Source organism: Scandinavium sp., assembly GCF_036271055.1.
GTDB lineage: Bacteria > Pseudomonadota > Gammaproteobacteria > Enterobacterales > Enterobacteriaceae > Scandinavium.
In genome coordinates, this window is the sequence record NZ_DATBBJ010000073.1 from 150,678 (window position 1) to 169,678 (window position 19,001).

At 49.9% G+C, this 19,001-nt stretch carries 23 protein-coding genes; 8 read left to right on the plus strand and 15 right to left on the minus strand.

The genetic code is table 11. The features are described from left to right. Positions 1–113: 113 nt before the first annotated feature. The 3 genes from rnm to VH187_RS14470 all read left to right on the plus strand — a co-directional run bounded on the left by rnm (position 114) and on the right by VH187_RS14470 (position 4,421). Positions 114–998 carry an RNase RNM gene (rnm, locus tag VH187_RS14460; RefSeq protein WP_329702144.1) on the plus strand — a complete coding sequence of 295 codons (885 nt, stop codon included), beginning with the start codon at positions 114–116 and terminating at the stop codon, positions 996–998. Beyond that, the gene (locus VH187_RS14465) at positions 995–1,615 is read left to right on the plus strand and encodes an L-threonylcarbamoyladenylate synthase (protein WP_329702145.1); all 621 of its coding nucleotides are present in this window, start codon (positions 995–997) and stop codon (positions 1,613–1,615) included. The genes rnm and VH187_RS14465 overlap by 4 nt, the downstream gene beginning before the upstream one ends. 346 nt (positions 1,616–1,961) lie before the next feature. After that, entirely contained in the window at positions 1,962–4,421 is a 2,460-nt protein-coding gene (locus tag VH187_RS14470) for an inverse autotransporter beta domain-containing protein (RefSeq protein WP_329702146.1), read from the plus strand. Between the two features lie 77 nt (positions 4,422–4,498). Here VH187_RS14470 and VH187_RS14475 read toward each other — a convergent pair whose 3' ends face one another. Both VH187_RS14475 and VH187_RS14480 read right to left on the minus strand, forming a co-directional pair. Beyond that, positions 4,499–4,906 (minus strand): DUF2000 domain-containing protein, encoded by a 408-nt coding sequence (locus VH187_RS14475; protein WP_329702469.1) that lies wholly within the window; start codon positions 4,904–4,906, stop codon positions 4,499–4,501. Positions 4,907–4,959: 53 nt separating this feature from the next. Then, positions 4,960–5,814, minus strand: coding sequence for an AraC family transcriptional regulator (locus tag VH187_RS14480; protein ID WP_329702147.1), 855 nt, complete (start codon positions 5,812–5,814; stop codon positions 4,960–4,962). A gap of 525 nt (positions 5,815–6,339) precedes the next feature. Between VH187_RS14480 and VH187_RS14485 the strand changes: the two genes are divergently transcribed. From VH187_RS14485 to VH187_RS14495, 3 genes are all read left to right on the plus strand, one after another. Beyond that, the gene (locus VH187_RS14485) at positions 6,340–6,906 is read left to right on the plus strand and encodes a hypothetical protein (RefSeq protein ID WP_329702148.1); all 567 of its coding nucleotides are present in this window, start codon (positions 6,340–6,342) and stop codon (positions 6,904–6,906) included. Positions 6,907–6,929: 23 nt separating this feature from the next. Continuing rightward, positions 6,930–7,427, plus strand: a complete 498-nt coding sequence (locus tag VH187_RS14490) for a hypothetical protein (RefSeq protein ID WP_329702149.1) — start codon at positions 6,930–6,932, stop codon at positions 7,425–7,427. 156 nt (positions 7,428–7,583) lie between these two features. Continuing rightward, positions 7,584–8,198, plus strand: a complete 615-nt coding sequence (locus VH187_RS14495; protein WP_329702150.1) for a hypothetical protein — start codon at positions 7,584–7,586, stop codon at positions 8,196–8,198. A gap of 4 nt (positions 8,199–8,202) precedes the next feature. On the opposite strand, the gene VH187_RS14500 is transcribed toward VH187_RS14495, so the two are convergent. The 3 genes from VH187_RS14500 to VH187_RS14510 form a co-directional block, all read right to left on the minus strand. Then, on the minus strand, positions 8,203–8,400 hold the full coding sequence (locus tag VH187_RS14500; protein ID WP_329702151.1) for a hypothetical protein: 198 nt from the start codon (positions 8,398–8,400) through the stop codon (positions 8,203–8,205). A gap of 115 nt (positions 8,401–8,515) precedes the next feature. Continuing rightward, the gene (locus tag VH187_RS14505) at positions 8,516–9,127 is read right to left on the minus strand and encodes a recombinase family protein (RefSeq protein ID WP_329702152.1); all 612 of its coding nucleotides are present in this window, start codon (positions 9,125–9,127) and stop codon (positions 8,516–8,518) included. A 175-nt stretch (positions 9,128–9,302) separates the two neighbouring features. Beyond that, on the minus strand, positions 9,303–9,617 hold the full coding sequence (locus tag VH187_RS14510) for a hypothetical protein (RefSeq protein ID WP_329702153.1): 315 nt from the start codon (positions 9,615–9,617) through the stop codon (positions 9,303–9,305). 108 nt (positions 9,618–9,725) lie between these two features. On the opposite strand from VH187_RS14510, the gene VH187_RS14515 reads away from it, so the two are divergent. Continuing rightward, complete coding sequence (locus VH187_RS14515) at positions 9,726–10,187, plus strand: helix-turn-helix domain-containing protein (protein WP_329702154.1); 462 nt, start codon at positions 9,726–9,728, stop codon at positions 10,185–10,187. 5 nt (positions 10,188–10,192) lie between these two features. On the opposite strand, the gene VH187_RS14520 is transcribed toward VH187_RS14515, so the two are convergent. From VH187_RS14520 to VH187_RS14555, 8 genes are all read right to left on the minus strand, one after another. After that, a complete protein-coding gene (locus tag VH187_RS14520) occupies positions 10,193–10,579 on the minus strand; it encodes a hypothetical protein (protein ID WP_329702155.1) in 387 nt (128 codons plus the stop codon). Positions 10,580–10,969: 390 nt separating this feature from the next. Further along, positions 10,970–12,193 carry a primase-helicase family protein gene (locus VH187_RS14525; RefSeq protein WP_329702156.1) on the minus strand — a complete coding sequence of 408 codons (1,224 nt, stop codon included), beginning with the start codon at positions 12,191–12,193 and terminating at the stop codon, positions 10,970–10,972. Then, a complete protein-coding gene (locus VH187_RS14530) occupies positions 12,159–12,311 on the minus strand; it encodes a hypothetical protein (RefSeq protein ID WP_162750120.1) in 153 nt (50 codons plus the stop codon). Before VH187_RS14530 ends, VH187_RS14525 begins: the two co-directional genes overlap by 35 nt. Continuing rightward, a complete protein-coding gene (locus VH187_RS14535) occupies positions 12,311–12,520 on the minus strand; it encodes a hypothetical protein (protein WP_124752833.1) in 210 nt (69 codons plus the stop codon). The genes VH187_RS14530 and VH187_RS14535 overlap by 1 nt, the downstream gene beginning before the upstream one ends. Next, positions 12,517–12,951 carry a hypothetical protein gene (locus VH187_RS14540; RefSeq protein ID WP_329702157.1) on the minus strand — a complete coding sequence of 145 codons (435 nt, stop codon included), beginning with the start codon at positions 12,949–12,951 and terminating at the stop codon, positions 12,517–12,519. The genes VH187_RS14535 and VH187_RS14540 overlap by 4 nt, the downstream gene beginning before the upstream one ends. 7 nt (positions 12,952–12,958) lie before the next feature. Continuing rightward, on the minus strand, positions 12,959–13,423 hold the full coding sequence (locus VH187_RS14545) for a hypothetical protein (protein ID WP_329702158.1): 465 nt from the start codon (positions 13,421–13,423) through the stop codon (positions 12,959–12,961). After that, on the minus strand, positions 13,416–13,790 hold the full coding sequence (locus VH187_RS14550; RefSeq protein WP_329702159.1) for a hypothetical protein: 375 nt from the start codon (positions 13,788–13,790) through the stop codon (positions 13,416–13,418). The genes VH187_RS14545 and VH187_RS14550 overlap by 8 nt, the downstream gene beginning before the upstream one ends. Before the next feature lie 988 nt (positions 13,791–14,778). After that, positions 14,779–16,449, minus strand: coding sequence for a tyrosine-type recombinase/integrase (locus VH187_RS14555; RefSeq protein WP_329702160.1), 1,671 nt, complete (start codon positions 16,447–16,449; stop codon positions 14,779–14,781). 113 nt (positions 16,450–16,562) lie between these two features. On the opposite strand from VH187_RS14555, the gene rluB reads away from it, so the two are divergent. Next, complete coding sequence (gene rluB / locus VH187_RS14560; protein ID WP_329702161.1) at positions 16,563–17,477, plus strand: 23S rRNA pseudouridine(2605) synthase RluB; 915 nt, start codon at positions 16,563–16,565, stop codon at positions 17,475–17,477. A gap of 27 nt (positions 17,478–17,504) precedes the next feature. Here rluB and cobO read toward each other — a convergent pair whose 3' ends face one another. Then, positions 17,505–18,095, minus strand: a complete 591-nt coding sequence (gene cobO / locus VH187_RS14565; RefSeq protein ID WP_329702162.1) for a cob(I)yrinic acid a,c-diamide adenosyltransferase — start codon at positions 18,093–18,095, stop codon at positions 17,505–17,507. After that, on the minus strand, positions 18,092–18,850 hold the full coding sequence (locus VH187_RS14570) for a YciK family oxidoreductase (protein ID WP_329702163.1): 759 nt from the start codon (positions 18,848–18,850) through the stop codon (positions 18,092–18,094). The genes cobO and VH187_RS14570 overlap by 4 nt, the downstream gene beginning before the upstream one ends. Between the last annotated feature and the right edge of the window lie 151 nt (positions 18,851–19,001).

Below are 19,001 nucleotides of genomic sequence, written 5' to 3' on the forward strand. Positions count from 1 at the left end.
AACTAGTCCAAGGGGATAAAGTCAACCCCTGATTTCAGAAATTCATTCACAAAGGCTATGATGGGCGCCGTCATCACCCTAACCAGAAAGAATTAACGAACACCGGAGCGATTTTGAGCGACCATCCCTACGCCCTGATTTACGATTTACACAGCCACACGACCGCCTCTGATGGCCGTTTAACGCCTGAGGAACTGGTGCATCGTGCGCTGGAAATGCGCGTGGGTACGCTTGCGATTACCGATCACGACACCGTGGCGGCGATCCCCGCCGCCCGAGCTGAAATCGCTCGTGCCGAACTGCCGCTAAAGCTGATAACCGGCGTGGAAATCTCTACCGTCTGGGAGAATCACGATATCCACATTGTCGGCCTGAATATTGATATCGAACACCCGGAGATGACGGCCTTTCTGGCCGCACAAACCGAACGTCGTCAACAGCGCGCTAAACTGATTGCGGAGCGACTGGAAAAAGCGCAGATCCCCGGCGCATGGGAAGGGGCACTAGCCCTTGCTGACGGCGGCGCGGTGACGCGGGGTCACTTCGCCCGATTCCTGGTGGAATCCGGTCGCGCGAGCAACTTTAACGACGTGTTTAAAAAGTATCTTGCTCGCGGTAAAACCGGATACGTTCCGCCACAGTGGTGTACAATAGATCAAGCTATTGATGTGATTCATCATTCTGGCGGCAAGGCGGTTATTGCCCATCCGGGGCGTTATAATCTTTCTGCCAAGTGGCTGAAAAGACTGCTGGCATTCTTCAGTGAATGTGGCGGCGACGCGATTGAAGTCGCCCAATGTCAGCAGGCTCCCCACGAACGTGCGCAGCTTGCCGCCTATGCGCGTCAGTACGGGTTACTGGCGTCTCAGGGCTCTGATTTTCATCAACCCTGTCCGTGGATAGAACTCGGACGCAAGCTGTGGCTCCCCGCTGGGGTAGAAGGTGTGTGGCAGAGCTGGGAACAACAGCCCCAAGAGATTAACGAGAGGGAAGTATGAGTCAGTTTTTTTATGTTCATCCAGAAAACCCACAGCAGCGCCTGATCAATCAGGCGGTGGAAATCGTGCGTAAGGGTGGCGTTATCGTTTATCCGACCGATTCCGGCTATGCGCTCGGCTGCAAAATTGAAGACAAAGGCGCAATGGAACGCATTTGCCGCATCCGTCATTTACCAGATGGGCATAATTTCACGCTGATGTGCCGCGATTTGTCTGAGCTGTCGACCTATGCCTACGTCGATAACGTGGCGTTTCGCCTGATCAAGAACAACACGCCGGGCAACTACACGTTCATCCTCAAGGGAACGAAAGAAGTGCCGCGCCGTTTGTTGCAAGAAAAACGTAAAACCATCGGCATGCGTGTACCGTCCAACCCTATCGCGCAAATGCTGCTGGAAGCGCTGGGAGAACCAATGCTTTCAACGTCGCTGATGTTGCCAGGCAGTGACTTTACCGAGTCCGACCCGGAAGAGATCAAAGATCGTCTGGAAAAACAGGTCGATCTGATCATCCACGGCGGTTACCTCGGTCAACACCCAACCACCGTTATCGATATCACCGAAGATGCACCTGTGGTATTGCGCGAGGGCGTGGGTGACGTAAAACCCTTCCTGTAAGTGGAAATACTCTTCTAAGAATGGCGCCTGAGGGCGCTATTTTTGTCATCATAGCTATTTCGGGATTTATTATTAAATGTAATATTTATTAATATCCAGCCATCGTTCAATTATCATTCAATGTCGCAGTGGCTAACTTTCATAACCACTTGCGGGGCGTGTTTTGAACAAGAATGAATGGCAATGGAAGTTTGCATGTAAATTAACAGTATTACGGACGATACACCCTTCGCGATTTTCAAACTGCCATCACTTTAAGAAATGTATATTTCAATATAAAGGAATCAATGGCTTGTTTAGAATGAATGCAATAATAAAAAATTGTACTGTCTGGTCTCTGGTGGCAATGCAATGTATTTTTCCTGTCCTTTCGTTTGCTTCTTCAGGCGTTCATACAACGTCTTCAACCACTGATGCCCCTGATGCTGTCGCCTGGAGTAGCCAGTTGGCCTCCGTCGCGCAAGACATGTCCAACAGTAACGACGCTGCGTTTAAAACAGCGGCGACTGATATGGCAACTAGTGCCAGCGCCAGCACCGTACAGGAATGGCTGGATCATTTTGGTACTGCACGCGTGCAGCTCAACGTTGATGCAAACGGTGACTGGGGAGACAGCTCACTCGATTATCTTCTGCCTGTTTACGACAATAAAAAATCCGTACTCTTCACTCAGCTTGGGATCCGTGCGCCAGATGGTCGTGTAACCAGTAATATCGGGTTGGGTGTACGTACTTATTACGTTAATAACTGGATGTTTGGCGGTAACGTATTCTTTGACCATGATTATACCGGCGGCAATCGCCGTGTGGGTATCGGCGCTGAGGCGTGGACAGATAATTTTAAAATGTCAGCCAACAGTTATATTGGCACGACCGACTGGCATTCTTCTCGCGATTTCCATGATTATGATGAAAAACCTGCTGACGGGTTTGATATTCGTGCGGAAGGCTATTTACCGGCATACCCACAACTGGGTGCGAGCATCATGTATGAAAAATATTATGGTGACCAGGTTGCGCTGTTTGATAAAGACGATCTGCAAAAGGACCCATCAGCCGTCACCGTTGGACTGAGTTACACTCCCGTTCCTTTGGTCACGGCTGCCGTTGATTACAAACGCGGCCAGGATGCGATGGATGAAACGCATTTCTCGCTGAACCTGCACTATGAAATCGGTAAATCGTGGCAGTCGCAGATTTCGCCAGAGGGTGTGGCATTGCGTCGCAGTCTGGCCGGCAGTCGTTACGATTTGGTTGAGCGTAATAACGAAATTATCTTGCAATACAAAAAGAAAGCGCAGGCTGAGGCTGAACTTGCCGATATGACCCTGATGTCAGCGCAGGATCACAGCCCGGCTGATGGCAGCACCGCCAACCAGGTCGTGGTACATGCGGTGAACACGGACGGAAAGCCTGCGAAAAACGTAGCGGTGAGTTGGAGCGTGTCCGGCAGTGGCAAGCTGAGTGCCACCCACAGCGTCACAGACAGCGACGGTGATGCCACGATCAGCGTCACCAATACCACGGCCGAACAGGTCATTGTCACCGCTACGTCCGGCCCCCTCGTACGAACGACAACCAGCGCGTTTGACCCGTCAGCCGCTGCGCTTAATCTGCAATTGACGAAAAATAACAGTGTTGCCGATGGTAGCGATCAAAATACCGGACTGGTTACGCTCAAAGACAGCGGCGGTAAAGTGCTGGCCGATGCTGCAATTAGCTGGAAAGTGGACAACGGTGCGAAAATCGTCCATGGCGATAGCATAACGGACAGCAAGGGACAAGCGCACGTCAGCTTTACCAACACCACCGAAGGACAGGTGAAACTGAGTGCCAGCAACGGCGACACAACGGAATCCGTGAATTCCATCTTCAGTGGTCAGCAAACGCAGGTGACAGTTAGCGCGACGACAGTAACCGATAATCAACCTGCGGATGGTAACGCCATGAATACCGTCCAGGCCATTGTTACTGATGCCAGGGGCAATCCTATAAAAGATAAAAATGTCTCATGGACACTGAGCGGAAGCGCGGTAGCCACTACGCCTACGACGGTCAAGAGTGACAGTGACGGCATAGTGACCCTGAATCTTAAAGATAGCGTCGCCGAGGCTGTCACTGCCACCGCAAGCAGTGAAGGCCAAACCGGACAGACGACAGTAAACTTCCTCTCGCTGGAAGTGAGTAAAGTCACAGTGGCGATGAACACGAATGATAAGCCCGCGAACGGAACGGATACTAACGTAGCGCAGGCGACAGTGACTGATGCGAGTGGCAAACCGATGAAAGGCGTGTCGGTTGACTGGAAAGTCAGCGGCAGTGCGACAGCAGCATCACCAGCCACGGTGACGACGGATGACGCCGGTCAGGTGACGTTCAGTTTCACTGACACGGTAATGGAAAACGTGGTTGTTACCGCTAAAGCAGGCGAGAAATCGGGCGAAATGACGGCGAAATTCACCACCAACAACCGAAAGGTAAGCACTGTGACCCTGACGGCGAAAGGTTCGGGGAGTCAGTCCGATCCGGTGGTCTACACCGCGATTACGCGTAACACCGACGGTGAAGTGGTCCCTGATGCCGGTATTATTTGGTCTGGAGGCATCATCAGCAACACCGCGATCGTGTGTGATACAGGTGATACCCTCACTAATCCAAACGGGAAGGCGAATAAAACCTGCTACAACCAAACCGCCAGCGTCGTAAATGATGTCACAACGAATGTATTGGTCACCATCGGCAGCGTTGTTAACCCGAGTAGAGATGTCTCCGACGGTGCAACGCAAGATTACGCCCCAACCAACTGACCGGGGATTTAGACCGCAACAAAGCGCCGCAGAAATACGGCGCTTTTTTCCGTTTAAAAGGTAAAAGTCTTTACAGTTTACGGGTGCAGTTTCAGCCCTTTAATCACTTTATCGACCGCTTTTTTTGGCCCGCGAATAGCAAGGCCCACCAGGTTCAGATTTGCGGCATCTTCTGCCCGAAACACTTCCCGATTTGCCTCATCATGCCCGGTTGAAAACATCGCTTCGACATAAGGGGTCAGTATAAGCTCCCTCTCCAGCCCCTTGAAATGGGCTTTCTGCAATCCTTCCAGACTGGCTTCGAAAACCAGCATCGGCTCACCCGCGAGCTTTCCGTATTCGCGCCCTAGCGCATCCACATAGGGTAGTCCGAGGATCTCCGGTGCGGAGGCGGTTATGCCGGTTGCGAGAAAGGCGACGACATTCAGGCGCTGCCAGGCGGCTAAATCATTGCGCACGATCAGTGCGTTCTTGGTCTCAAAAATCACAGGTTTTCTCCACTTCGTAGCGAATGCACAGCATCGGCGAAGGGTGAGGGCTAAGATAGAACGTTTGTGCACTGTCGCTGATAAGCAGCGGGCGAAAGGCGATAAGCGCGCTGGAACCAGCGCCCCATATGGCTTTGATCGGCAAAACCAACGAGTGAGGCGATGAGCGCCAGATCTTCGCCTTTGGCCAGCATCAGGCGAGCAGTACGCAACCGCAGGCGCACCAGCCAGGCGTGCGGGCTCAGGCCGAAAGTGTTCTTAAACTGACGGCTAAGACGAAAGCGGTCGATGCCGGCCCAGGCCGCCAGTTCATCCAGGCCGATATCGCTGCCCATCCGGTCATGCAAATAGTCCCGCACCTGGAACATCTGGCGCTGAGAATCGTTCAGGGTCGAGGCCGGGCGAGTGCGTATATGCCCGGAGAGCAGGGTAAGCAGATTATCCAGCGTCTGGTCCCGCGCGAGACGACCTTCCTGATGATGAAGCGCAAAGAAACTCTGCTGGATGGCGGTGGTCAGGCGCGGATCGTCGGTCAGCGTGCTGCGAAACGCCGATTGTAGTGCGGCAATATCGCCCAGGCCCCGCGCGTCCATCATTCCGGAAATCCAGCGCTGCGGGATATACAACATCGCATAAGTAAACCCTTCCGCATCGGGCGCGTGGCCATCATGTACCGCACCGGGTTCAATCAATATCGCCCGTCCTGGCGTGCTGGTATGCAGTGCGCGATGACAATGGAAACGTTGCAAACCCTGTTGAGTGACGCCAATCAGCACTTCATCATGGTCATGCGGATCGTAGGCGTGGCCCTTAAAATGGGCGCTGACGCTCTCGATGCCGGTTTGCGCATCGCGCTGAAGGCTCAGCCAGCTGTCGGGATGCGGCTGTTCATCGCTGTCTTTCATTGACCCGTTCCGTATGATAGAGAAACTAATATAGGCTACATGAATGTTTACCAGCTAACGCCTGGAGCATCAAGGGTGGGCTCAGGCTTAACGAGATGAATCATTTAGCCTAAAATTCATGTAAGATACGCGGTCACGCAGCGCCATGCGGGTTAGGAAAGGTTAATCCGGGGCGAAAAATGAGTTCTGTCGATGCGTTCAGTATTCGCTAACGTGTTGATTTGCATAGTTACAGACGCCTGGGAAGGCGCACAACTAAAATAAAAATATCTTATAAATGAATCTGTTGAATAGATGCTGCTTATGGCTGTCATCATGTTGTGTGACAGCTTCAACAGCGCTTTGTATCACTATTTTTATGCACACCATTTTCGAGGCTGTAACAGGCTTCATTGTCAGACATAAGCCTGATGAACTCGCCTAACGGCTCCGCACGTTGTCTTACCACCAACGGGCTTAATGGCTGCTATTACCTTGATTTAAGTATGGTACCATGCGGGAATAATCTTAAGAGAAGGGTGGTTTATGGGCTGGTCTTCGTTGGTTAGGATAACCATTTGTACATTTCTATTAGCTGGGTTGTCATTCTCTGCATACGCGAAGAATTGCAAGAAAGGGATTCCATGTGGAAACTCATGTATTGCAGCATGGAAAACATGCGGCGGCAGTTCGCGTTCGTCCTCGGCTTATAACAACCATTTATACTCTTATCCCTCTTCTTCGCTTCAACATTCAGTTTCAAACCCACCTGCTCAATCTTCATCAAAGATCGAAGGCGGAAAAACTATACCTTCAACGGCAAAAACTTATCTCTGTCAGTATGCTATTGCAGCAATACGGAATGGCAAAACGGGCGCTTTACGTGTGCTTGGTAGTACCGAGGTAACGTTGTATGTCGATAGCTTCAAAGCTAACCGTTTGAACGGAACATACCTGCTCTCGCCAAAGCTGAAAACTAACGGTAAGTTGATGATGGCAGATGATAAAAGCAAAGTGTACGCCTTTGATTCGTTGCTGATGAACTTTGCAATTAGTGACCGCATCGCAAGAAGCACTGAGCAATGGGATCGTTGTAAACTGGTTCACAATTAATAAACTCAATTCATGGGGATGGAATGAAAAAATTACTAATAGCTTTCATGATTCTAACTTTACCTATGCTCTCATTTGCTAAGGGTATTGGTTATGGAAATACTAAATGGGACATGAATCCGTCAGAAGTTGTTGCGGCTCAGGGCAATGGCGCACATCTGATCTCACCAGAAAAGTATAATGATAACTTTGGGAAAGTGCGGATTGATAATGTATCGATCGGTAGCGGTCTTTATACCGTCACATTCCTTTTTAATAGCTCTGATCGCCTTGTGCAAACGAATGTATCCAGCAATGAGAAGAAAAATGAAGGTATCGTGGCTCGTCAATTTGGCACCTTGAATCAACTATTGACACAAAAGTATGGTAAGCCTGAGTTTTCGGATTCAAATAAAGCAACTTGGAAACTTCCTGACACCACGATTGAGTTAAGCCAGTTGGTCATTTCTGGGATTATGGCCCAAACCATAATTCGATACCTTCCAAACAGTAAGGTAGCAAGCGATACTTCAAATCTTTAAAACATGGTGCCTGAAGGAGTGGCTGACGTTCTGAATTTAGGGGGGAAGCCACTATTCAGTATTTTCTTCTGAATGCAAACCGATACGGCGCTTCCCGCTATTATCATTATCGATTATGCTATTTCCACCTATAGCAATGAGTTACGAGTACCTTGAATGCCTAACAATTATGAAGAGAGATCTGCTTTAGTTATGGGGCGACTTTTCGCTTTACATCTTACACCAGATCGTTTGATGAAAATTGGAGCATTTGTAGTTCAGTATGGTTTATTTGAAACTGCACTTGAGCGAGCAGTTTGGACATTAACTGAAACTGATGTTCGAGGGATAAGACCATTTACAGAGAAATTGAAGGTTGAAGATGTGCTCAATACCTTCGGTGCTGGGAATGCAAAGTTAAGCGAAAAATGCAATGCAGTATTACAGGATGCTTCACTGGCTGCTCTTGATTTGTCAAATTACAGAAATAGTCTCATGCATGGCTATCTTATTCCCTCTGAAACAAGCCCTTTTTTCTTAAGAAATCCTGGCTGGAACGGTGAAGTAAGAAATAAAAAATCAGGAGATGCTTATGTGGGCGAGCCACTTCTTGATTTAGCCATTATTTCAGCATGCACTTTACATGAAATTGCTGTGCATGCGGCTGATGTATTCTCAGACTCTAAGAACGAAAAAAGAATTGGAGCGTTAGAGTCAAATGTCAGAGAGGCCAGAAGTTGTGCAAGTGAATTGCGCTATCTCAGAAGTTTGATGAACGAAGAGAAGTTTTAAATCGTTACTCCTCTTCAAAGGTCATTGTGTAGCGACATTGCTGCGACAGCCTGATCGTCACTGTTTCTGTATAATTTGCATTGGAGTAAACGCAGATTTTTGCGCTGTCTGTCTCCTGTTCATCATTGAGAATCAAGGTTATTCGTCCAGCGTGTGCGGCGAGAGCTGGTAATAAGGCCAGCATAAGCACCAGATGTTTCATGCGCATGTTCCTAAATTAAAGCGCACTAAGTGGGCGCGGTTGCTTAAATCGCTTAACGCCACCTGTGAAGCCACCCCCAAATCTCATACTGCTCCCGGCGAAATATCCGGGTGACTTACGCCTCCAGCACTTTGTTAATGGTGGTTCGGGCTGCACCTGTGAGGCGATGGATCTCGCTCTTTGTCTTACCTGCTTCATGCAATGCGCGGATCTGTTCGTGTAGTTTGTTGTTCACTGGACGGCCCTTGTAAGCGCCCTCGGCTTTCGCCTTGCTGATTCCCTCAGCCTGACGGCGGCGGCGGTCTGTATAGTCTTTACGGGCGATTGCTGCCAGCATTTCTAACATCATACCGTTGATAGCTTTCATCATGGATCGCATAAACTCGCCTTGGTGCTTTAACACTTCGTGACTGGTAGGCAGGTCGAGGGCCACCACTCGCAAACCTTTACTATCAATCTGGGCTTTCAGCGTTTCCCAGTCCTCAGCGTTAAGACGGCTCAGGCGGTCAACTTGTTCCACTAACAGAATGTCACCGGGCGCGGCTATGTCTATCAGGCGCATAAGCTCCGGGCGCTGTAAGCTGGCTCCGCTCACGTTCTCAATGAAGTAGGTGACGTGGCCTAAATCATTAGAGGCGGCGAATTCTGCCAATGCTGCTTTGGCGCGGGTAGCGTCCTGCTCTTTGGTGGAGGCGCGGAGATAGGCATAAACTCGGCTGGTGGTCATCAGGTAGCTCTCGTGTAGTTTTTGGGTTGTAGTATAATTGCATGTAGTGTTTAAGTAGTAAAGCACTATTTAAGCTACGCCTTTTAGGCCACTTTTATCACGTATTGTTAATGTATACCCAAAAGCTACTCTATGTAATGGCGCGGGGATTCACGCCATTAGAGATAGAAGAGAATTACTCTTCAAAAAACTGTTGAACTGCCCAGCCACCATGACCACCTGGCGTAATGAAGGAAACAAAACCCTTTTCGTCGACGTTCTGAATCTCCACCGTCATAGATTCTTTCAACAGGCGACATTTACCAGAGGTAACGAGACCTATCATGCCTTGTTGGTCCTTGTCTTGGATGTAACTAATCATCTCGTAAAAATCGGTCAGCTTTTTACAGTTAAATGTACCTTCCTTTAGGGTGGCGGTATCACCGTGGCTCAACGCGTAAGCGTTCGTCACCGTTGCAATCAATACTGCCGTCATAAGAATCTTTTTCATAATGTTCCTGGTTTGTGTTCTATGGAAGGAGCAAATCATACAACATTAGTTCAAAATGTCACTATTAGAGCGTGGCTGATTAGAGGCCAAAACTTGCATCGTTAGCAGATGCAAAAGAATCTAAGAGCCTTGTTTGGGCAAAGAATTAAACAACTTCGCATAGCTTCTGGTCTTAGTCAGGAAGCATTTGCTGATCGCTGTGGGTTCGCTCGTAGCTACATGAGCAGGATTGAACGAGGGACGTCCAATGCCTCACTTGATGCTATTGAGACATTGGCTCGTGCGCTTGGGGTTGAAGCATGGCAACTCTTTACATTCGATCAGACTGTAAAAACGGAGATTGTGAATGTTCCGTATGCGAAGGACGGTTCTTGTTTCAATCCGGGGCTTGCGAGTAATCGGGATGGCTCTTATGTCGTTGGTGAAGTTGGTAACTTACAGCGGTTTTTTGTTTTCGCAGAGGCCTTGGACTACTTGCGTAAGATGAATACTGCGAAATGGAAGCGACCAAATGCAAACGGCAACTGGGGGATAGTTGCTGCGGTTCGCTGGGATGCTCTCGAAAAATAAAAACGCTAAACGAACGTGTAAACGATGGCGTGATCTTCCAGCTTCCACGGAAAGCGTGAGTTAACTACAAAGTGATTCCACTGGTAGGCGATTAACTCCGGATCTACCGTCTGGCGCGGTTCTTGCGCGTCTATCACGCTGCGTCCGTCGCGGTACGCTTCCCACTCAAGCCTATGAATGTAGTAGCCCGGTAGCCATTCGATTAACGGTGTTCCCGCAATGAAGCGGGGGAAATGATCTTCCATGTTTTCCGCGCTGCATTCCTCCGCTTCAAGCTGACGGTGGTGCTGGTGGTCTGCGTTCATAAGCTGGCGCTCAACTTCTTCTATGCGCTGTGCCTTGCGCCCATTTTGGAAAAATTCTTCGTATACAGCTTTGTTGCGTCGTGCCATTACATGGCCTCCTGAATAAAAGTGATTTGTTTTGATGCCCTGGCGGTGTGCTGACGCTCGCTGGGCGGGAATGTGTGCGGCTATCCTCGCCGCCCGGATGGGGCGTGAGTACAGACTCTATGTATGAGTGATTTAAAGTTTCAGTTTTGAGAACTTGTTCAGCGGATTGCTACACCATGACGAACGTCACGGCGAGCGGCTGAAATGGGGCGGCTAATGCCTCGCGGGAAACTCTGGTTGGAGTCTCCTCTCCCCGTTATAAAAACGGTGAAGTCGATAAGGATCTAAGAATACTTGATAAATAGCCCTGTTAGCCATGTAGCCCTGATCAGACCAGTGGCGGCGAGGGTTTCAAAATGCAGGGCTAAAATCATAGCCCTGTAGCCCTGATCATTGGGTCGGGTAATACTTATCAACAAACCAGGAGAGAACGCTCTCCGGGATCTTGCTGCTGCCGTCCTGCGGCGCTCGATACCAGACTGATTTTAACCCGGCGCGGGTGTTCACTCTGGCGCTCATGTACCCGTTATCACGTAGCCATTGACTCGCGTCCTGTGCTCGCGGGAAGGATGGGCAAGCGTCATGGAATGCCTGGAATGCAAACGCCGGATTTTCTCCGGTGAAGATCTCCGCTTCGTTCTGCTCTTCGCTTATGCTGGCCTGTTTCATGCGCTCAAGTGCCACGCTGAACGGTGGGCGATACGGATTGAAGGATTCCAACGGGTAAGCCATTAGCCAGGCGTGTACGGCTTCCAGACCGCCCACGGCGAGCCAATCAGCAAGACGGGCAATAAACTCTGCTGTTTCTTCCCTGTTCACCCGGTGGCGTATGTAATGGGTGCAGTAATGGCGGCGATCATTCGCCTCCACTTCAATCGGACTCTCGCTGTTGCTGAACGTGAAAAACCGGGTGTAAGTGGCTACCTTTCGAGGCTGCTCATACTTCCTGTTAATCTCGATCATCGGTTCAGTCTGGATGCTTTTTAACCGATCCGCCATGTTATGTTTGGCTGGCGGTGGGTCATCGAACAGGATCAGGATTGTACGGGCCATCGCATCATTGTGGACGCCCATCAGGGTGCCGTAGTTGGAGTAAAGCGTTGTCTGGTGCATAAGGAGCGGCGAGAGGATTTGATTGAACAAAAAACCTTTGCCTGTCCCGGTATCACTCGGAATAACGATGTGCCAGCTTGGGCGCTGTTCCGGGTGCTGGAACATGTGCGCCATGTATGCGCTCACTGTGTCGCGGTCTGTCTGGTCTGGAAAGATCCGGGTCAGATACTCATGCCATAGGGTGAGATCTGCCGCTGGTGGCTTGTCGCTGCGCCACGTCCTGAACATGTTCAGTGTTCCATTCTGATCGATGCCGCATGGCTTCGCTGGATTAAAGTCCTGCACCATGATGAAAGGTACTTCGACCAGCAGATCATCTAAATAATGTTGCTGCCACCTTGCACCAGTAGCAAGTTTGAATAACCTGCGGAGAATGTCCGTTCCATGATTGGTATTAGTGGGGACGTGGTGGAGGAGTATTTTACCTTGGGCGCTGATAAACGCGTATTTTTCTGCTTGTAAATGGTCAATCAGTGTTCTTATTTGTTGCTTTTGTGTCATCCATGCCCTCGTTCATAGCATTTCGTAAAGTTTTTATAATGAAGGTAGGGCGGCTGTCCTCGCCCTTGTTTGCATCAATCCAGTTGAGCACATCGCGTGCAATAATGAGTTTCAACATTATTTGTCATCCTTAGCTTTGAAGATGTAACCCTCTGATAAGAGCCACTGATAGAATTCACCAATGGTGAGGCGGTCAACTACCTTATCGAATAACACGGGCTTGTTCAGTGGTTCGAGCTTGATTTCTGATTTCTGCACTTCTTCCTGTCGCTGGTGGTTCCAATAGTGCTTTAACCAGGCTAAGGATTGTTGCGGGTTTTTGGTCATCGGTAATACTCCAGGTGGTGAAGTTGGTCAAAGCGGACGGCGTAATACACCGCAAACTGTTTTAAGATAAATCCGAAGTTATCTTCTTTCAAATAACCGTTTCTGCGTTCGAGCGCTGCGTCGTATAACTCGTCGTAAAGGTCGCTATGATGACCGAAATACACTTCCCACAGTAGCGGGGTAAAGTCTTCGCGGTAGGCAATGCCGGATAAGATCCGATTAAAATCGCCTTCAATGGCGTTCGTCACCCGGTTCAGGATAAGGCGGCAAAGCCCCGTTCTGTGGTCATGGTCAATAACCGGATCTGTCAGTGGTCGCCCTGTGATAAAGTCGATGCCGTTCTGTGCTGCGGTCATCATTTCGCGGTAGGCGCTGGAATGTCGCTGTGCCAGTCTGAGCGGGTTCCGCTTCTGTGCGTAGCTGTCAAACATTCCCACCTCACTTCGCATTATCGGAAAGAGCTTCGCGGAGACGGCTTTCAAATGTATGCGCCTCAAGCTCTGCTGCGGCTTTTGCGGCTTCTTCTGCACGTTGGCGGCGTTCTTCTTCGGCTACGGCGTGAGCGTAGTATTCTTCTGCTTGAGTCGTCAGGGATGCCATAAGCTGGGCTTCTGCCTCTGTGGTGAGGGCAGTACGCTCAACCTCGATATCATCTTGCTTGCGGTTTAACACAATGCGAATTGCAGGTTCCCCGGCGTTATAGAACGGCTGGCGGTCATAGTCGGCTATGGTGTATCCGTCGAGGATAGCTTGTTGTAACGTGGTGAGGATCACGGGATGGAAGTCTGAAATGCTGAAAACATCCTTAAGATGAGTTTCGATGAACTCAGATACATACTGGTCACGCTGGGCCTTGAACTCGGTTTTCACTTCACGCATTAATGCGGCTGGTAGTTTAGTCATGCTTCTGTTTATCCTTGATTTCTAATAGTCGTTTGATGTTGATGCGGTTACAGCGTGGGCAATAAAACGGACTCTTCCCACCGACGAGGTAAGACGTTACGTAATACGTTTTGCCCTGGTAAAACTCCATGCCGATGTAGCAGGATTGCAACCATCTGTTTATTTCGCGGTGATCGTTGCCATTGCTCCATTCGTTTACGAAGTCCTCGAAGGTGAAGCAGTGTTGCATCACTTCCTCAGCCCAATACATAAACGCTACTCGCTGCGGGGTGGTTGGCATCCCGTATTGGCGTAGCCTGTCGCGGTAAACGTGAAATTCGAAGCGGGGAAGCCAATCGGCGATGGTTTTTAAGATCTGACTTTTCAAATGTATGAGTTTTCCTTTTGTTGGGGCATAGGAAAGCCTCCAGAAAGGAATGATCCAAACGTCCACCACAACCGAAAACCAGAGCGGTAATCTGGAAATAAAGGAAATGGACATTTGGCAATCTGGAGGCTTTATTCTGCGGAGAGTGTGCGACGGTGCGCACGATCATGCTTGCTACTATGGGAATAGCGGTAGGTATGGGAATAGCGGTAGGGGAGTAGATTCTATAAACGGCGGCGAGAGCTTGCACCGTTTCAACATTGCTTCCCTACATGATTTATAATACAGGAAAAAGCATTTTTTGTCAAGCTGTTTTTGTTGACTTTTGTATTTAAGTGTGAATTGTTGGTTGTGTTGTCTTGACTGCATGGTTGGGATTGGATAGTTGGAATACAGCGAAGCTGTCAGAGAGAACTGCTCAGAGCACTCATTAGAGCGTAGGCATTTGATCGGGTGCTTCCGCTGTCCACACGCCAGGTAGCGCCGCTGGTGGCTCTGGGATCATCTTCTGGACGTTGCAGGGCGGTATCGTCATTGCACCAGTGTGTGCACCAGTGAGAAGGGCGACGGCTTACGATGTGCCAGCTTGTGCGCTGTTCTCGCTTCGTCTGCTGCGTTGTGTGCTGCAAGGGTGGGTGAACGTCAGGGAGACAGGCTGTAATGCGTTCAATGGCTGCTGGTGGTTATCGGTGAGTAACAGGAACAGATTATTATCAGGATAGGTTAATTGTTAGTTCAGATCGGAGGTAGAGAGTACACCTGAGTAGTGATTGATACACAGGAACAGACATACTCTCTCTTTCATGACTAACATGAAAAAATACTATTGTACAAAGGTAACTCTCTCCTTTCAGGAGAATAAACCCACTCGCTTACGCTCGTAAATTGTGGTTAGGGTAGCATACCTTTGCACTAAAAGTCAATACCTAATACCATAAAAAATTAACTAATTCCACATGTTCCATAGATTTTTCATTCTTACCCTTGGTCATTTCTGGAAGTCGACCACGCCCAACAGATCTTTCAGTGGGGGGCGGTGCGTATAAATGGACGTGACACCTAAACTTTGACTTCTTGAGTGTCCGACAACGAACTGCATCAGAGGTACGGATACCCCAGAAGCAAGACAACCACTCATGAACGTGTGCCGAAGGCTGTGAATACGGCGTTTCAATCCGAACTCGTCATAATCCGGGATGCAAAGTTCCTCCATTATGGTGATCCATTCGTCCGTAGTTGCTGTGTAGTTAGGTAATGTGCTGAAAACCAGATCGCCGGGTTTCCGTTCTTTAATCAGGTTAAGCAAACCGCCTTCTACGGCATTGTGCAATGGGATCTGGCGTTGTGCGTGATCAGTTTTGCCTTCTTCTATGAAGATGTACCAACGACCTGTCTCTTCGTCTTGCCGAATATCTTTCTTCTTGATTGTCGCCAATTCTCCGCGACGAGCACCCGTATAGATAAGCGCAAGAAAGTACCATTTGCGCCAATCTGCGTTACCAAGTGAAAATAGTTTGGTTTTAAGCCTCGCAAGTTCAACAGGATTGTAATGACCCCGTCGATTTGGCTTAACTACATAGGGCACTCCATCGGTAGGGGATCTCTCAAGCAGATCTTTCGTGTCAACCAAGTACGTTTTAAAGAGAGAACGCCAGATTTTGAGATGCTTTTCGACGTGCTGACTGCTCAATAAATCATCTTCTGGAACGTCATAATCAATACACTCTTTCAGTGACAAATGCTTGTAGGGTAGCTTGATTCGAGTCGGGAGGTTTTCTGTAACCTTCAACGCTTGTCGAATGTCTTGTTTTGTAACCAAGTCAATCGGCTTGTCACCGACAACGTAAAGCAGTACATCAAAGAAGCGCTGGTTTTCATTGGCGATACTTCTGCGCCACTTTTGGCCTTTCTCTTTGACATACATAGCCCACGCTTCGGACAGTGTGATCGTCTGACTTACAACCTCTTTGGCTGTTGGTGTAACAGGCTGTTTTGGTTCAAAGTCAGATTGCGGCTGAGATTTGATCTTTGCCTCTTCTAACTGCGCCTGTAGGCCCGCTGTGATCTGGCGGTAGCGTAATAAGTCCTTCGAATAAAATGCTTCATACGCCTGTGCTACCGTTGTGCGACTCAGATCGAGCGCGGCAGCCACCTGATTTGCAAGCGGTAGGTCTGCTTTAGATAGCTCAATTTTCTGCATGTGAAGGCTGGCAAGCACTTCGTTCGCTGTTAGTTCGCTGCCGTCCACCATCCGGTTAAAATGGGCATCTGCATAGCCCTGAGCCGCTTCTACTGTTTCGGATGGCGATAGAGGTGAATCAGGATTGATGTTTTTATGCCATTGTCCTAACTCTGGGAGCCGCTCCACTTCGGCAACATCTCTTTCGAGAGCGCGTAAGAGATAGCTGTCAAAGTCTTGTTTAGTGGCGGCGCGGTAGCCATGAATCTTCCTCTTAAACTCCTCAATGCCCATTGTCCCATTCTGAACGAGCGGGATGTATGGGCGGATCTGATTCATGATCACTTCGGCTTGTTTTTGGCTGTCAGTACCGAGACTCAGACGCACAAAACTTGTTGAATCATTTAGTCTAAAATTCGTGTAGTATGTGCGCCCACGAATCATTGTGTGTGACAGCTTGTGTGACGCGTAGTTTGCCATGCTGTGTACCATGAAAGAGTTACAGATCAGTGAGTTAAGTTGAATGTTGAGCTAACTCGTTGTTTTCGAAAGTATACCAGACGCCTGGGAAGGCGACACCTTAAGGAAGCTCGATGAGCGAGAAATTACAGAAAGTGCTGGCCCGCGCTGGCCACGGCTCCCGCCGTGAAATCGAAACCATGATTCAGGCAAGTCGCGTCAGCGTCGATGGCAAAATCGCAACGCTAGGCGATCGCGTTGAAGTCATCCCCGGTATTAAAATTCGTATCGATGGCCATCTGATCTCCGTCAAAGAGTCTGTGGAGCAGGTTTGCCGCGTACTGGCGTACTACAAGCCGGAAGGCGAATTGTGTACCCGCAGCGACCCGGAAGGGCGTCCGACGGTGTTTGACCGTCTGCCGAAACTGCGCGGTGCGCGCTGGATTGCCGTAGGGCGTCTGGACGTGAATACCTGCGGTCTGATGTTGTTCACCACCGATGGTGAACTGGCGAACCGTCTGATGCACCCTAGCCGTGAAGTTGAACGTGAATACGCCGTGCGCGTGTTTGGCGAAGTGGACGATAATAAAGTCCGCCAGCTGTCACGCGGTGTGCAACTGGAAGATGGCCCGGCGGCATTCAAAACCATCAAATTTACCGGTGGCGAAGGCATTAACCAGTGGTACAACGTGACCCTGACCGAAGGGCGCAACCGTGAAGTGCGTCGTCTTTGGGAAGCGGTTGGCGTGCAGGTGAGTCGTCTGATTCGCGTGCGCTATGGCGATATCAATCTGCCAAAAGGTATCCCGCGCGGCGGTTATACCGAACTGGATCTGGCCCAGACCAACTACCTGCGTGAGCTGGTGGAACTGAAGCCGGAAACTGAATCGAAAGTCGCGGTCGAAAAAGACCGTCGTCGCGTGAAAGCGAACCAAATCCGCCGTGCGGTGAAACGTCACACTCAAGTGAGCGGTAAGCCCGCGAAGAGTGGCGGCAGTCGCCGACCAGGAAATCGCTCCAGCAGCCGTAACAACGGCAGCGGATCGTAAGTAAAAAAAGGCCCCGAAGGGCCTTTTTTAATAGTCGATACCGATCTGTGCTTTGATCCCCGCGTCAAAGGCATGTTTCACCGGACGCAGTTCACTTACCGTATCCGCCATCTCAAGAATATCCCGATGACAGCCACGGCCCGTGACGATTACCGTCTGGTGATGGGGGCGATGACTTAGCGCTGTAAGGACTTCTTCCAGCGGAAGATAGTCATAGGCGACCATATACGTCAGCTCGTCCAGAATCACCATGTCCAGACTCTCGTCGGCCATCATGCGCTTTGCATGTTGCCAGACGGATAAACACGCGGCGGTATCACCTTCTTTATCCTGTGTATTCCAGGTAAATCCGGTCGCCATGACCTGAAACTCGACGCCGTGAGGCTCCAGCAAATTACGCTCGCCGTTAGGCCATTCCCCTTTAATAAACTGGATCACCCCGACGTTTTTACCGTGCCCCACGGCGCGCGTGGCAGTTCCAAATGCAGCGGTGGTTTTACCTTTGCCGTTGCCGGTCAGCACTAACAGAATGCCTCGCTCTTCCTGGGCTTCTTCGATACGCGCGTCAACTTTCTCTTTCAGGCGCTGCTGGCGTTCGCGATGACGATCGTCACTCATTGTGAAATCCCTGGTTTGCGGCCCGGTTGGGCATCGAAAGAAGTGCCGGTTTTGCGACGGCTGTCGTCGCCCATCAACCACAGATACAGCGGCATAATTTCAGCCGGGGTTTTCAGTTTCTGCGGATCTTCCGTTGGAAACGCACTGGCACGCATCCCTGTGCGGGTGCCACCCGGATTAATGCAATTCACGCGCAGATGGCCCTGATATTCTTCAGCCAGCACTTGCATCATGCCTTCGGTGGCGAATTTAGAGACTGCGTAGGCTCCCCAATTAGCGCGCCCTTGCTGGCCGACGCTCGATGAGGTGAAGACAAGCGATCCGGAATCTGACTTGAGTAATAAAGGAAGAAGTGCCTGGGTCAGCATAAATGTGCCGTTCACGTTCACCTGCATCACATCCTGCCAGACGTCCAGCTTTTGCTGATCCATCGGCACGACGTCACCCAGAAGACCCGCGTTATGCAGCACGCCGTCGAGGCGGGGATAATGGATACCGATTTTTTGCGCAAGCTGCTGGCACTCTTCAGGCGTGCAGGTGAGCAAATCGAGAATAAACCACTGCGCCGGAATGCTGCCTTCTTGTTGAATCTGTTGGGCAACGGTGCGCAGTTTGTCTTCGTTACGACCTAAAAGAATGACGCTCGCGCCGTAGCGGGCGTAGGTCAGGGCGGCTTCACGGCCTATACCGTCGCTGGCACCTGTCACCAGAATGATGCGATTTTGTAGCAAATCACGCTGCGGTTGATAATGCACGGACTCTCTCCTGTGGCGGTTCGTCACGCCACGTCTCTGTTCTGGTTATGTTTGTTCGCTTTTTGGGTTTATGCCCTAAACGCCGGGGTATTTCAATCAGCCAGATGGAAAGCGTGGTCAGAATTAACATTTTGCAATCATTTCATCGACA